Below are 14267 nucleotides of genomic sequence, written 5' to 3'. Positions count from 1 at the left end.
ATCAATGTATAAAAAAATAATCTGCTAGACCGATTTTCACATGACTTGAGATGTTCAAGCTCTTTAAGTAGGGTATCAGAGTGTAGAAGAATAGGGAAACAGAGGTATATTTAAATTTTGAATTTCCCTCACACCCTTACCCTGGTACGGGCGCAAGGTAATGTGCCCCTACAGGCTCAAACCCCTTCCCGCTCATGCACAAAAGCAATAAACAAAGCGGTGACGATTGATGTACGATAACTCAGATTTTTCGCAAAAACGCCCCGTAGGAGTGGGTGTGGTTGGTACTGGGTATACAGCTGTAGCTAGGGCTGAAGCATTGCGGCAAGATGAGCGCTCCCATCTAGTCGCTGTTGCCGGTCACACACCCAACAAGACAGAAGCCTTTGCCAGCGACTACCAAGCTAAGGTGATAAATTCTTGGCAACAACTGGTGGAGCAAGATAATGTAGATTTGGTGATGATTTGTACTGTGACTCGAGATCATGGTGCAATTGCGCGAAGGGCACTTGCGAGTGGCAAACACGTTGTTGTAGAATATCCCCTTTGTTTAGACGTGGCAGAAGCTGAAGAAATTGTTGCTCTCTCAAAAGCACAAAAAAAATTCCTCCACGTCGAACATTTGGAACTGTTGGGTGGTGTACATCAAGCCTTGAAGCAACATCTCCCACAAATTGGCCAAGGATTTTTTGTGCGCTACAACACCATCAAGCCCGAACATCCCGCACCCCGTAAATGGACGTACAATCACGAGCTTTTTGGCTTTCCTTTGATGGGCGCACTTTCCCGCTTGCACCGTCTTGTGGACTTGTTTGGTCAAGTGATATCGGTTAACTGTCATAACCGATTTTGGGAAATAGAGACAGAGTATTACCAAAGCTGTTTGTGCGTGGCTCAACTGTCCTTTAGTAGCGGACTGTTGGCTCAAGTGATGTACGGTAAAGGCGAAACCATGTGGCAGCTAGAACGTAGGTTTGAAGTTCATGGTGAAAACGGCGGCTTAATTTTTGATGGCGACACAGGAGTTCTGGTACAGCCAGGGGAAACAAAGCCGATAGAAGTTGGGACTCGTCGTGGTTTGTTTGCCAAAGATACGACAATGGTGTTAGACCATCTCATTGATGGCACTCCCTTATACGTCACCCCAGAAGAAAGCTTGTACACTCTTAAAGTTGCAGATGCGGCACGACGTTCTGCCCAAATGGGGGTAACGGTAGTACTAGACGATGCTTTACATTAAATTTCATGAAAAGCGAAACAATTGTTGTTTTATCTCACAGAGAACTAGATAAGATGCGTAAGGCTGGACGCTTGGCAGCCGAGCTATTACACCATCTTGAACCAATGGTCAAGCCGGGGGTTAGCACCCTTGAGTTGAATGACGAAGCTGAACGGTGGACGCAGGCACATGGCGCAAAAAGCGCCCCTCTTGGCTACAAGGGCTATCCTAAATCAATCTGCACGAGTGTGAATGAAGTCATCTGTCACGGCATTCCCAATGCCAAGCAAATCCTCAAGGACGGTGACATCATCAATATTGATGTAACGCCGATTGTTGATGGCTACCACGGTGATACATCCAAAACATTCTTCGTTGGTACGCCTTCCCCAAAGGCAAAAAAGCTGGTCGAGGTAACACAGGAGTGCCTCAGAAGAGGCATTGCTGAAGTTAAGCCAGGAGCACGCATTGGGGATATTGGTGCAGCCATTCAAGAGTATGCCGAGGTACAGGGCTTCTCAGTGGTGCGAGACTTCGTAGGACACGGTGTGAGCAATGTTTTCCACACTGCACCAGAGATTCCCCACTTTGGCACACGTGGAAAAGGAAAGCGTCTGCGACCTGGTATGGTTTTTACCATTGAGCCAATGATTAACGAGGGTAGCTGGGAAGTCGAAGTTCTGGGGGATGGTTGGACTGCTGTAACACGCGATCGCAAACTCTCTGCTCAATTTGAGCATACTCTCGCTGTGACGGAAGACGGCGTTGAAATCCTCACATTACGTGAAGGCGAGATTTAACCATAAAAAGCCTTCTATCTGGATGGCATCAAAACTATAGGAGGGATCTGTGGCAAAACGACACAGATCCGGGTGGAAAATTAAATAATCGATATCGTGAGTGAATGACCGAGGAGGAGCGCGAAGCTTTCGTTGATGAAGTGGTGCATGAGGATTAGTGCGATACGTTGCGGTTTTAGCAGTAGAGAGCGAGTCATGAACGAAGCGTATTTGACAGATTTCAATGCATGGATTGACCAGACAGCCCAATTCTTGCGGGAGCGTCGCTGGCATGAAATTGATGTAGAGCATCTAATTCAAGAGGTCGAAGACTTGGGTAAGAGTGAGCGGCGCGGGATTGCTAGTCAACTAACTCGCCTTCTACTACATTTGCTCAAGTGGCAATATCAACCTCAGCGTCGCTCGGATAGCTGGCTAGATTCCATCACTGATGCACGCACTCAAATTGAATTAGCTATTGAAGATAGTCCTAGTCTTAAAAACTATCCCGCAGAGAAACTTGAAGAAAGTTACCAACGCGCACGCCACCAAGCAGCTAAACAAACTAATATGCAGATTTCAGCGTTTCCAGAAGAGTGTCCATATCCTTTGGAGTTAGTATTAGATGAAGACTGGCTGCCAAAAGAGAGTAAGTAATGTACTTATTGCTATTGAGGCTTATTATCGAGGCGAATTGCTTGCTCTAGAGCTGATTTTTCTCTGGCTCTACGAGCATACGGTTGTAATTTTGTACGACTCCAGCCTGTAATTATACTCAGATCTTCCAAATTCATTCCCTTCATCAACATTTCTACACACCATGTCTGTTGAGCTTGCTCAATAATTGGCTGTTGCCCTTCAGGTGTTAATAATCCTTGAGTTAATATTCGCCAGTGCTCTTGTATTTCTCCCTCGGAAATAGGCATTCCATCGTCGTTGAGAAATAATGCAGAGTGGTCATCTTTTCGACTTTTTAACCACTGAGTTAAGGGATTGCGAATATAAGAGCCATACCGCTTACCCATGATCCACTGATTCACAGGGACTTGTCGAATAGCACCCTGAGTAATTTGCAATAAGTGCTGGTTAGCATCGTTGATTTGCTGAGAGCGTTCTAAATTAACCATTTCTTCTGAAGATAAACCAGATCCAAACAAAACATACATGAGAGCATAATCTCGCAGTCCTGATTTTTTGGCTCTTTGCAGAATAGAGTGGACTAAATTTGCTGGTAAATCTATCACCTTTTCTATTGGAATAGACTCATTGTTGACTTGATTTGCGGATTTTGGGGCTACCTGTAAAAACAATGCCACCAAATTTTCCAGAAATTCATCTCTGTCATGCCAAAGTTCATGAAATTCACTGGTAAGTTCAATCACGGCATACCCTAATAACATACTATTGAGTAAACTTGCTAGCTTTTGGGCTGGCAATTGCGTCTGTAATTGCTCACGCTCCATCACTGTTGCTAAATATTCGGCAACATAGTGGTTGGCTTGAGTTAAGCTTCTTCCCAGTGCCTGACGATTTTCTACTGGATATTTTCCAGCCTCACCTACCAAAGAGCGTACCAATTCAGGAACTTGCTCTAGAGCTGTTATGCGCTCTTCGCAATAGTCTTTAAGAGCTTGGTAAACACTGGCGGTTTGACTTGCTTGTGTTTTTAAGGATTCACCCAGTTCTTTAAACACTGGCGATTCAAAAATGACTGCTAGGAGCAATCCTTGCTTGTTGCCAAATTGCCGGAATAGCGTTACTTCATTCACTTTTGCTAATTCTGCGACTGCTTTGGTTGTCGTCTCGGTAATTCCCTGAGCCGAGAATAACTCCATTGCTGCATTAATCAGTCTCTGTCGCGTTGAAATTATTTCTCCTGACATAAGTCGAAAGTGCAAGTAATACTTGCATTTAAATTTGACCTTTGTTAAGCTGAGAAATGTAAGTAGCACTTGCATCTTCTCTTCCAACTATAGCTGTCTTCGCCAGTTTTCACAGAGGATGTGGTAATCAGTACAGTCTTTTACTGAACTGCTCTAGTTACGGTACTCACGTTAAAGGAAAGATATATGACAATAAACTCACATGGGACTGTGGGTAAGCATCTGCCACATCTGAGCTGGACAAACGTGGCATTTTTCGCTACATTTCATGCCTTGGCAATGCTCGCTCCTTGGTGTTTTTCTTGGTCTGCTTTAGGAGTCATGATATTCCTCCACTGGTTGTTTGGCAGCATTGGTATTTGTTTAGGGTATCACCGACTTTTGACTCACCGAAGTTTACAGGTGCCGAAGTGGTTGGAATATGCGATCGCTATTGTGGGTGCTCTTGCCATGCAAGGAGGGCCAATCTTTTGGGTAGCTGGACATCGACTGCATCATGCACATACAGAAGACCAAGACAAAGACCCATACTCTTCGCAGCGTGGTTTTTGGTGGAGCCATATGCTTTGGATTTTTTACCCACGTCCAGAGTTTTTTGACGAACAACATTACAAAAGATTTGCCCAGGAATTATACCGTGACCCATTCTATCGTTGGCTGAATCGCTACTTCTTGCTGCTCCAAATTCCTGTTGGTGTCTTATTGTATGCTTTGGGAGGATGGAGTTTTGTGATCTACGGAGTCTTTCTGCGGGCAGTATTGCTGTGGCATACCACTTGGTTCATTAACTCTGCGGCGCACCTGCGTGGTTATCGGAATTTTCAGTTGAAGGACAACTCTCGGAATCTTTGGTGGGCAGCAATTTTAACTTATGGAGAAGGTTGGCATAACAATCATCATGCTCATCCAAATGTCGCAAAAGCCGGATTACAATGGTGGGAAGTCGATATGACTTGGTGGGCAATTAAAACATTGCAGATTCTGGGGTTAGCTAAGAAAGTTGTTATGCCTCCAACGTCAAAGGCAAGTAGTTAGTGGATAGTGGATAGTAGATAGTGGTCAACAACTAACAGCTACCAACTACCAACTACCAAATCACTACCTACCCAACTTATTCGGAATGCCTTCGCAACCACCAGGGATAGTACCTCTGGTTTTTTCGCCTCCCCAGGCGCAGCAATAGTAACGTGCAGAATCAGACATTCTCTCGACATCAGTGAAATCAGCATTTTCTATAACAGCACCTGTGTGTTCGCCAGTTTCATAGTTTGGTGGTTCACTGCGGCTACGAGGCGAGGCGTTTTCAGCAGAACCATAGAATAGGCGAGTTCCATTTAAATCAGAACCATTGAGTTTTGCTTCATATAAGATAGTCCGCGAAAGATTAGCTTTTACTAAATCACAGCCACTGAGGTTAGCACGGACAAGATTTGCTTCCGACAGATCAGTCCAGCGCAAATCAGTACTACCAAGATCTGATCCCGCAAGCATTACCCCTAAATCGATAACACGCAAACCCGCCTCCCGATCTTCTGCATAACCACCGGCACCATCGAGAATAGCGCGTCCAAGGTGGCGATCGCGTTTTAGGGGTGTCAGCAATTTGGAACGCGAGAGAAAGCGGAGAATTTTCGCTTTACCACTGCCATCTACACTACTTAAAATTGCTGCTGTGCGTCCTTCAGCAATCATCCGTTCTTGGGGCCAATCTTCTAATAATCCTTGTTCATCTAATACTAAGTCAGAGATGCCTTGGAAATAGGAATCAATGGTTTGCTGCTGGGTAATGATATTTTGCTGGACGGTGAGCAGGTTTTGCTGAATTGTCAAATCTTTGGAAATCACGTACTGTCGCCAAGCAACATATACGGCAACAATGGCAATCAGAATTTGCCCCAAAGCGCCAAACCATTCTGCGAGTGTCCCAGAAGCGTCCCAGTTAACTCGGCGTCCCCAAGCTAGGATGCGATCGCCGACACCACTGAATTTAATCCCGCCAATAACACCTGTTACGACTCCTAAAAAGGCAATAAACAGCGCTCGTTCTTCGGCTGAAAACCACTCTTGTATTGCACTGACTATTGCTGGTAACAGCACTGCTAAGGAAATGAGCAAAGCTAGCAGGGTTCCTAAGATACCAATTAACCAGTTATTGATGGCAACTCCAATGAAAGTGATGGCGATCGCGACTAAGATCAGCAACAATGCCCTGGGTTTAACTGTGACAGGTTGTTTATTGCGCCCTTGGAAGATGGAACGTGCTTGTTGGAGGGCAGATGTGTTTTGCGGGGATTGCACGTATGAAATTGCGGAAAGGGCTTGTTGAGTGGCAAGATCATCTGGTATGAGGCAATTTTCACCTACCTCCTCAAAGTCATCTGGTTGTAAGTTGTGTTCGGGGATAGGTTTTTGTTTGTGAGACTGGGATGAGTTGGAGTTGGATTCAATTGGCATGATTATATTTTGGCACCAGCAGACTTAGTTCAACAGCTGTCTTATGGTAGCCACGACAATATAGAGGTAGGCACATACGTAGTTTAGAATCTGGTGCTATGTTTCACAACACTTTGTTTGTAAGCTGCCCTTGCATTTAATTTGCACTTGTGTCTCGTTCAAGTCGTCTGTCATGACTCATTTGTTAACACACTGAACTTAGGACGAATAACTAATGAGGGTCATAACGAAATAATATGCAATTTAGACGCGCATTATCTGATCACCTTTGAAAGTACTCAGAACTCAGAACTCAGAATAGATTTGCACAATCAAAGTCAAGGTTTGGAAGTTCTGGTTCATAATCTTTAATGAGCAGAAAAAGATTTAAGATGATATTAAGAGTTCTGTAGTAAAGAATGGTCAATTGGCGCTGCTTTGTTACCTCTGGGTTTTTGACGACTATATTTCTGTCTGGCTGTGGTAACTGGGCAAAATCACCTGGACAAAATAGCAAGCAAGTGATAGAGGAAATTAATGTTGCCCAGCTGATGACAAAAGCCAATGAGACTCAAAAGGCAGAAGACTATTTTAATAAAGGGAATCATTTGAGCAACTTGCATCGCTACGATGAAGCAATAGCTGCATACGATAAAGTTATATCCATTAAATCTAAGAGTGCTGAAGCATGGATTAATAAAGGTAATGCATTAACTGCTTTGCAACACTACGACGATGCTGTAAAATCGTATGACGAAGCAATTTCCATTAAAGCAGACAAGCATGAAGCATGGTTTAACAAAGGTAATGTTCTCATAAAAATGCAACGTTATGAAGAAGCGTTAGCATCCTATGAGAAGGCAATTGCCATTAAAGCAGACAAACATGAAGCTTGGATAAACAGAGGTATAACCCTAACAAAGTTGCAACGCTATCAGGAAGCGTTAGCATCTTATGATCAAGCGATCGCTATTCAACCAAACAAGCATGAAGCTTATTATAACAAAGCTTGCACTTATGCTATACAAAACAAGACTGAATTAGCAGTTAAGAACCTGAAAAAAGCAATTAACCTTTTTCCAGGGAAGTACAGGCAGTTAGCAAAAACTGACTCTGATTTTGAGAAAATTCGTAGCAACAAACAATTTCAGGAATTGATTCAATAGGTAGTTTTATTTTTAATTAAGATAAGGTGCGTTAGGCTTCTCGTAACGCATCCTATCTTAATTTTGCTTCTTAAACTTGTTATGATGACTGAGTCATAATAGCATAAATTTTTCACATGAAAAAACTATTAATCACTGGCGGTAGTGGTTTTTTAGGATGGCATCTTTGCCAGATAGCCAAACAAGAATGGGAAATCTATGGAACCTATTTTTCCCATTCTTTAGAAGTTCCAGGCATAAAAATGCTGAAAGTGGATTTGACAGATTTTCAAGAACTGAAACAAATATTTGATGCTGTTCAACCAGCAGCGGTGATTCATACAGCTGCATTATCCCAGCCGAATTTTTGCCAAACCCATCCAGATGAATCACACGCAATCAATGTCAAAACATCCTGCAATATTGCGGGACTTTGTGCAGATTATTCTATTCCTTGCGCTTTTACATCAACAGACTTGGTTTTTGATGGCTTATATGCTCCCTATCGTGAGACAGATCCTGTGTGTCCTGTCAATACTTATGGTGAGCAAAAAGTCATGGCTGAGGAAGGTATGCTAGAGCGTAATCCTATGACTGCTGTGTGCCGTATGCCCTTAATGTTTGGTATGGAAACACCCACAGCAACAAGCTTTATACAATCTTTTATTCAAACTCTTAAACAGGGAAAAGAGTTAAATTTATTCATAGATGAATTCCGGACGCCAGTCAGTGGAAAAACTGCGGCAAAAGGTCTATTATTAGCATTGGAAAAAGTGAAAGGACGCATTCACTTAGGAGGAAAAGAGAGAATTTCACGGTATGATTTTGGTTGCTTATTAGTGGAGATTTTTAAACTTCCTGCAAATGGGTTAAAAGCCTGCAAACAAAAAGATGTAAAAATGGCAGCACCTAGACCATCTGATGTTTCTTTAGATAGTTCCAAAGCTTTTTCTTTAGGTTATCAACCTCTATCCTTGCGAGAAGAATTAGAAGATTGCAGAATATTTCGTTAAACCATATCTTGCACCTCGCCGCCCAAAGGATTAAAATTCACTTTTGTAACTATTTGCGGAATATATAGATTTAAGTTGATGAGTAAATAAAGTTTTCCAATAAATTTTCCTCTAAAAATTACACATAAAAATATTATGACAACTACTTCTAATGCGCTGATTGCACCCCTATTAAGAGTTCAAGAAGCATTTTTTAAGAATAGAAGTAAGATGGCTCTATTTTTATTACTAACTACAGTAGGATTCTTAGGAACAATCTCAATGAAAAATTCAGGAGTTTTTAATAAAAATATTTCTATAGCAGTCCTAAATTATTAGTGGCTCACAAATGATTTAGGACTGCTATAGATGTAGCGATACCAAATCCGATCACTGACCCCATTCTAAAGTAATCTCTATATTAGCTGTATTAGAACCCTTTACCAGTAAAGCTGTAAGTTTACCAGATTCAATGCCAATATTTACACCAAACTTTACACTGGCTCTATCTGGCTTAACCTTGTGTAATGCTTCCGCAATTTCTTTGGTAAGTGATTCTATCGCGGTGGTGACTTCCTCAAAAGGTCGGGCTTGAAAATTGATTTTGCGCTCGCCTATCTGTGTAGCTTCAACTCTAACACTTGTACCATCAGCAAGTTCTACTGTAATAATTTTGGTTTGGAGTTCCATGTGTGTTTGACTGGATGACTCTGCCTTTATAACATTGCATGCTTCGTCATAAAAATTATCAAGTCTACAAAAAGCATACAAAGCGAAGTTCCACTTTGGCTATAGAGATGCGAAGTTTAGAGGAAGGCGAGGCAGGGAGATGAGGTAAGCAAGCAAAGAAGTATTATTCCTCAAACTCCCTTATCCTCGTTCCCTTAAGTGCCTCCAACGTTCATTGCTGCTAAAACAGCCTTCTGGCTAACATCTTTATACACTGTATCTAAATACTTCATGACCACATCAGCAGCGGTTAAACTTGTTAAATTTTCCTCTTCTTTTGCCAAGGGAACTGGCCCTAACATATCTAAAACTGTTTCACTTGTCGATGGTACAATGACCACCAAAGAAGATTCTAATGGCTCATTATATTCCCAAAAAGAGTCCTTGTTTACAGAAAATCGTTTATTTACTGTTGACTTTTGAGCGTCAGGTTTTTCCGTTTGTAGAGACGTTACATCTAACTTCTCTACATTGTTAGCGCTGCGTACATTACGTAAATCAGTGAGAATTTGCTCTTTTGTTCGTCCGCGTAATTGAAATAGAACAAATGGGTCTTCACTAAAGCGATCGCCTAACTGATAGTAAATAGCTGCAACATGTTTGCAGGGATTAGCCTTATCAGGACAAGAGCATTTACTATGGACATCAGACAACGTAAAAGGGAATAGAGAAAGACCATTGGCAGTGAAAACATCTTCCATATTTTGTGGCATTTCCCCTGCTAATAACTTGGCGGCGAAAATTGACTTTTGAGACATAGTTTCAATCACATAACCCCACTGTTCTTCGCTAAAGGGGTCAAGAGACAGAGAAACGGTATATGGTTCTGGTTCAGAACCTTGCACCATAGCTAATACTTTTGCACCTTTAAACTCAATCCTGAGAACGTTTCCCTGACGCGCATAGTTTCTCCCACGTTCCAAACGTTTTTTAAAACGATAGGAATCTAACAAATCAAGCCACCGTTGTGACCACCATTCTCGACTTGCTTGAAGGGTGTCATTTGTCATTCGGTTTCCTCTTCTATAACTGCACTGCGATCAAGTATGAGCAAATTGCGAAGTTGGTCTGTATCAAGTTCAGTTAGCCACTCTTCACCAGCACCGACAACTTGTTCAGCAAGTTGTTTTTTACTTTCCATCATGTCGTGAATTTTTTCTTCCAAAGTGCCAGTGCAAACAAATTTATGGACTTGAACATTGCGGGTTTGACCAATCCGAAAAACTCTATCTGTTGCCTGATTTTCCACTGCTGGGTTCCACCATCTGTCATAGTGGAAAACATGATTTGCCCGTGTTAAATTTAGTCCCACACCACCAGCTTTTAGCGACAGAATCATAATTGGTGGTCCTTGGGGATCGTGTTGGAAACGGTCTACCATTTCCTCACGTTGTTTTTTCTGAGTACTGCCATATAAAAACAACGTTTCTCGCCCCATCTGTTTTTCCAGATATGGTTTTAGCAACTTACCCCACTCTGCAAACTGAGTGAAAATTAAAGCGCGTTCACCACCTGCGATCGCCATCTCCAACATTTCTTGCAAGCGCTGGAGTTTTCCGGAATGATATTTTTCCAATGTGTCTTGCTTCAAATAATGTGATGGGTGATTACAAATTTGTTTTAGCTTGATAAGTAAAGCTAAAATCATGCCTCTACGTTGCAAGCCTTCAGCTTCTTCAATCTCAGCCAGAGACTCTTCTACCACTTTTTGATACAGTTGTGCCTGTTGGGCCGCCAGACCACAAAATACAGTCATCTCCTGTTTTTCTGGCAAGTCTTGAATAATTTCGCGGTCAGTTTTCAAACGACGCAGAATAAAAGGTTGGACTAATGAACGCAATTGATTCAATGAAGCTGCATCACCATACTTTTCAATTGGTATGGCAAAGCGCCGCTGGAAAAATTGCCGATTTCCCAAATATCCTGGATTGAGAAAATCCAAAATCGACCAAAGTTCTTGCAGTCTATTTTCTACTGGTGTTCCTGTTAGGGCAATGCGAAACGTAGATTCTATTTGTCGTACCGCCTGCGACTGCTTCGCCTCAGAATTTTTCACATTCTGTGCTTCATCTAAAACAATGTTCTGCCAAGGAACATTCTGCAATGATTTGATATCGCGCTGAATCAGCGAGTAACTGGTGATGACTATATCATGCTTGTTTGCTACTTCCAAAAATGCCTTACCTTTGGGGCGTTTGTCACCGTGATATTGCAAAACTTTTAGTGTTGGGGCAAATTTCTTGACTTCCCGTTCCCAGTTTCCTAAAACTGAAGTTGGGCAAACTAGCAGGGTTGGTTTTTCCAGTGTTTCCTGTTCTTTAAGATGTAATAGGAAGGCGATGAACTGAATCGTTTTTCCCAATCCCATATCATCCGCCAGACAAGCGCCCAAGCCCCATTTTTCCAGAAAGGCAAGCCACGCCATCCCGCGTTCTTGATAAGGTCGTAACTTTCCTTGGAAACTCGCGGGTGTGGGCAGAGGTTCGACGGCTTTGTTGTTCGTCAAGGTTGTGACTAACTCTTGCAATGCCCCAGACGCCTCAAAGCTGACCACTGGTAATTTTTCAATCGTCTGGGTGTCCCCTGTACTGAGGCGCAAAGCGTCTTCTAAAGACAGCGCCATTTGTTCTTTGCGAGAAGCAAAAAATGTTTGCGCTGTCTTGATATCTTGGGGTCGCAATTCCACCCACTCGCCGTTAATTTCTACCAGTGGGCTATTCAACGCCACCAACTTGTCAAACTCTGCCTTGGAAAGAGTCTGCCCACCAATTGCTAATTCCCACTTAAAATTCAACAGACTCTGCAAACCCAATCGTTCCTGCTTTTTCTTCGACGTTTGGGCAGTGATTTTTAAACCCAAACGGTTTGCCCATCCCTCGCGGTTCGCTAAAGTGGGAGGCAAAACAACACCCAAACCACTATCTTCAAACCGCCAAACCACAGACTTGATAAACTCGTAAGCCTGAATCGGGTTGAGGCGGCAAGATTTCGGATTTGGGCTTTCTAAACTGGGTTGAATGAGTGGATACAATCGCGAAGCCAATCCCAAACCTCGCAAAAATGTCTCTTGCGGTTGTTCAATTGTTCGATTTTGATAAACAAATTTTTCTAAAGGATGGTTCCAAATCGTTGTCGCATCCACTAGAAAATTTGGATCATCAGCCGCTTGTAGAAAATAAGCCAAAGTCCAATCTGTCTCCCTTGACTGTGGAGAACGCAGTATAAAACAGGTACGAAAGTGGTTTGTCGCCCCCATTTGATATTGCAGAGGCATCGTCCATGCTTTCAGCGCCGCCTCGAGTCGTTCTACTCCAAACGGATCGGCACTGACTGTGTTATGGCGGTTTTGATTAGAACCGAACACATCTCCCGTAGGAGAATGTGGTACTGTGCTTATAGTGGTGGCAGATGACGCAGCCGTCAGAGAATGTAACCACTGTCGCACCGCAGCCGGTAAAGACGCCATCACTCTGGTTTCTACCACAGTTTGGGAACCCACCATCGCTCGTATTTGGGTATCTATCGTAGTATTAAGAAATCCCTGTAGCAATTCTTGGGGTTCAAGCGGCAAGTTTATATGAGGGTATGAGGGGGATGAGGAGGATGTTACTCCCTGATCTCCCTCATGTCCCTGATAAGTCCGACAAGCCAGTGGCATCAATTGGGAAAACTTTTCCAGGCGAGTTCCGTCTTGGGCACTATCTAGAAGTGCTTGCCATTTGGCGACGACGGAATTATCTGGTTGCCGTTGAATTATAGGCAAAAACTTACAGCGCGAGATTAAATCTAAACTCCAGCGGGCAACCTGCACCCAAAAGCGTAAATCTCCCCCTAAAAAGGCATCCTCCTCGTTAGTGACGCTTAGGGGTAACGAAGTGAGAAATTTTATTGCCTCTTGGGGGTTGAGACAAAAGCCTTCAACAAGCCATGGTTGTAGGTACTGCGGAGTTTCTGTTTCTAAAACTAACGTGGCAGAATGTGCTGGGAATATTGATGCTGTTCCCTCCTCAGTATTTTCTAAGATATGAGTTGGTAAGGCAATGATTTGCGAGTACGTTGGCATTACAGCAGTAGCACTGGCAGCTTTGCGTGTTTTCCGATTTCGTGGAGATGTTGTATGCAACGTCTCCACATCTTGTGTCTGTGTCATTCCAACAATGGAAATGTTACGCGAATGCAGCCATTCAACTAATTCTACTGGTGTCATCCCTAAGGGATGTAATGATACATCTGATGATGCACTCTTAAGCGAATTCGTCCCAAGAGTTCGCCAAGTCTCTCCCCAAATAAAGAAACAACTACCCTGATTTTGTATGAACCAACTACCATGTAAAATTGCCATTTGACAACGACTCAGATTTTCACAAAACTAAGGTCTTGAATTCGTATATTTTCTACTTTAGTAAATGACTTATTATTCAAAAATAATTCATTGTAATTATTCAATAGGGTAAACATTAAGAAGATACTTGGAATAAATATTAGCAAAAAAACAATAAAATCTTGATAATTTTTTGCCCAATGAGATTTCAGGAGAATTAGAATTTATGCAGACAGAACAACAAGAGGATGACAGGCGATGACGAAACCTTGTTATTTTTGAAGGTAAAATACATCTCCAAAAACACCTCCCTCTCTCCAGAGAGTTTGCAGCATACTTGCTAGTTAAAGATGCTTTGGTTGTTAGGCTAGTCGATGAAGGTGCAACAGACAAACATTGTAGAGACGCGAAATTGCCTCGCTCCGCTTCAAAGCAACGCTTACGCACTTTACATCCTAGGTCGGTGTCGCCATATTTGCAACACTGTCTTTTATTGTACAACCTAGTGCTAGGACTCAGGAGTCAGAAAGACTTAACATCACTAGGGTTTTAACCTATTTCTAACTGTCTAGTTATTTCTGTCCTCGTATACTAGACTGCAAGGGCGATGAATTGGGTGCTTCGGCACTTCATCAGCGAAGCAATGCTTTTCTTAGGGCGTGGCAGATACCGCGCCCGGATGAGTATAGGATAATAAATTTTCTTGACCTCCTTACTTACTACACCCTTACCTCCCCACATGCAGCTTTAACAAGCTATACGCCTG

At 42.7% G+C, this 14267-nt stretch carries 12 protein-coding genes; 7 read left to right on the top strand and 5 right to left on the bottom strand.

Annotated elements, in window-relative coordinates:
• Nucleotides 1-229 precede the first annotated feature (229 nt).
• The 3 genes from MAS10914_RS0107000 (at nt 230) to MAS10914_RS0106990 (ending at nt 2655) form a co-directional block, all read left to right on the top strand.
• Nucleotides 230-1240, top strand: coding sequence for a Gfo/Idh/MocA family protein (locus MAS10914_RS0107000; RefSeq protein ID WP_017315199.1), 1011 nt, complete (start codon nt 230-232; stop codon nt 1238-1240).
• A 5-nt stretch (nt 1241-1245) separates the two neighbouring features.
• Nucleotides 1246-2019 (top strand): type I methionyl aminopeptidase, encoded by a 774-nt coding sequence (gene map / locus MAS10914_RS0106995; RefSeq protein WP_017315198.1) that lies wholly within the window; start codon nt 1246-1248, stop codon nt 2017-2019.
• Nucleotides 2020-2214: 195 nt separating this feature from the next.
• Nucleotides 2215-2655 (top strand): DUF29 domain-containing protein, encoded by a 441-nt coding sequence (locus MAS10914_RS0106990; protein ID WP_017315197.1) that lies wholly within the window; start codon nt 2215-2217, stop codon nt 2653-2655.
• 11 nt (nt 2656-2666) lie between these two features.
• On the opposite strand, the gene MAS10914_RS0106985 is transcribed toward MAS10914_RS0106990, so the two are convergent.
• Entirely contained in the window at nt 2667-3881 is a 1215-nt protein-coding gene (locus tag MAS10914_RS0106985; protein WP_026082384.1) for a TetR family transcriptional regulator, read from the bottom strand.
• 186 nt (nt 3882-4067) lie between these two features.
• On the opposite strand from MAS10914_RS0106985, the gene MAS10914_RS0106980 reads away from it, so the two are divergent.
• Nucleotides 4068-4916, top strand: coding sequence for an acyl-CoA desaturase (locus tag MAS10914_RS0106980; protein WP_017315195.1), 849 nt, complete (start codon nt 4068-4070; stop codon nt 4914-4916).
• A gap of 63 nt (nt 4917-4979) precedes the next feature.
• Here MAS10914_RS0106980 and MAS10914_RS0106975 read toward each other — a convergent pair whose 3' ends face one another.
• The gene (locus MAS10914_RS0106975) at nt 4980-6335 is read right to left on the bottom strand and encodes a pentapeptide repeat-containing protein (RefSeq protein WP_017315194.1); all 1356 of its coding nucleotides are present in this window, start codon (nt 6333-6335) and stop codon (nt 4980-4982) included.
• A gap of 398 nt (nt 6336-6733) precedes the next feature.
• Between MAS10914_RS0106975 and MAS10914_RS0106970 the strand changes: the two genes are divergently transcribed.
• The 3 genes from MAS10914_RS0106970 to MAS10914_RS35395 all read left to right on the top strand — a co-directional run bounded on the left by MAS10914_RS0106970 (nt 6734) and on the right by MAS10914_RS35395 (nt 8790).
• Nucleotides 6734-7480, top strand: coding sequence for a tetratricopeptide repeat protein (locus MAS10914_RS0106970; protein WP_017315193.1), 747 nt, complete (start codon nt 6734-6736; stop codon nt 7478-7480).
• Between the two features lie 116 nt (nt 7481-7596).
• Nucleotides 7597-8472, top strand: a complete 876-nt coding sequence (locus MAS10914_RS0106965; protein ID WP_017315192.1) for an SDR family oxidoreductase — start codon at nt 7597-7599, stop codon at nt 8470-8472.
• A 135-nt stretch (nt 8473-8607) separates the two neighbouring features.
• The gene (locus MAS10914_RS35395) at nt 8608-8790 is read left to right on the top strand and encodes a hypothetical protein (RefSeq protein ID WP_232224122.1); all 183 of its coding nucleotides are present in this window, start codon (nt 8608-8610) and stop codon (nt 8788-8790) included.
• 51 nt (nt 8791-8841) lie between these two features.
• On the opposite strand, the gene MAS10914_RS0106960 is transcribed toward MAS10914_RS35395, so the two are convergent.
• From MAS10914_RS0106960 to MAS10914_RS0106950, 3 genes are all read right to left on the bottom strand, one after another.
• The gene (locus tag MAS10914_RS0106960; RefSeq protein WP_017315191.1) at nt 8842-9141 is read right to left on the bottom strand and encodes a CU044_2847 family protein; all 300 of its coding nucleotides are present in this window, start codon (nt 9139-9141) and stop codon (nt 8842-8844) included.
• Between the two features lie 194 nt (nt 9142-9335).
• Entirely contained in the window at nt 9336-10190 is an 855-nt protein-coding gene (locus MAS10914_RS0106955) for an SWIM zinc finger family protein (RefSeq protein ID WP_017315190.1), read from the bottom strand.
• Nucleotides 10187-13522, bottom strand: a complete 3336-nt coding sequence (locus MAS10914_RS0106950) for a DEAD/DEAH box helicase (RefSeq protein WP_026082383.1) — start codon at nt 13520-13522, stop codon at nt 10187-10189. The genes MAS10914_RS0106955 and MAS10914_RS0106950 overlap by 4 nt, the downstream gene beginning before the upstream one ends.
• Between the last annotated feature and the right edge of the window lie 745 nt (nt 13523-14267).

Origin of the sequence: Mastigocladopsis repens PCC 10914 (assembly GCF_000315565.1) — a bacterium.
In the GTDB taxonomy this organism is placed as follows: domain Bacteria; phylum Cyanobacteriota; class Cyanobacteriia; order Cyanobacteriales; family Nostocaceae; genus Mastigocladopsis; species Mastigocladopsis repens.
Note: the sequence above shows the minus strand (reverse complement) of the source record. Positions and strands in the feature narration are given on the sequence as shown.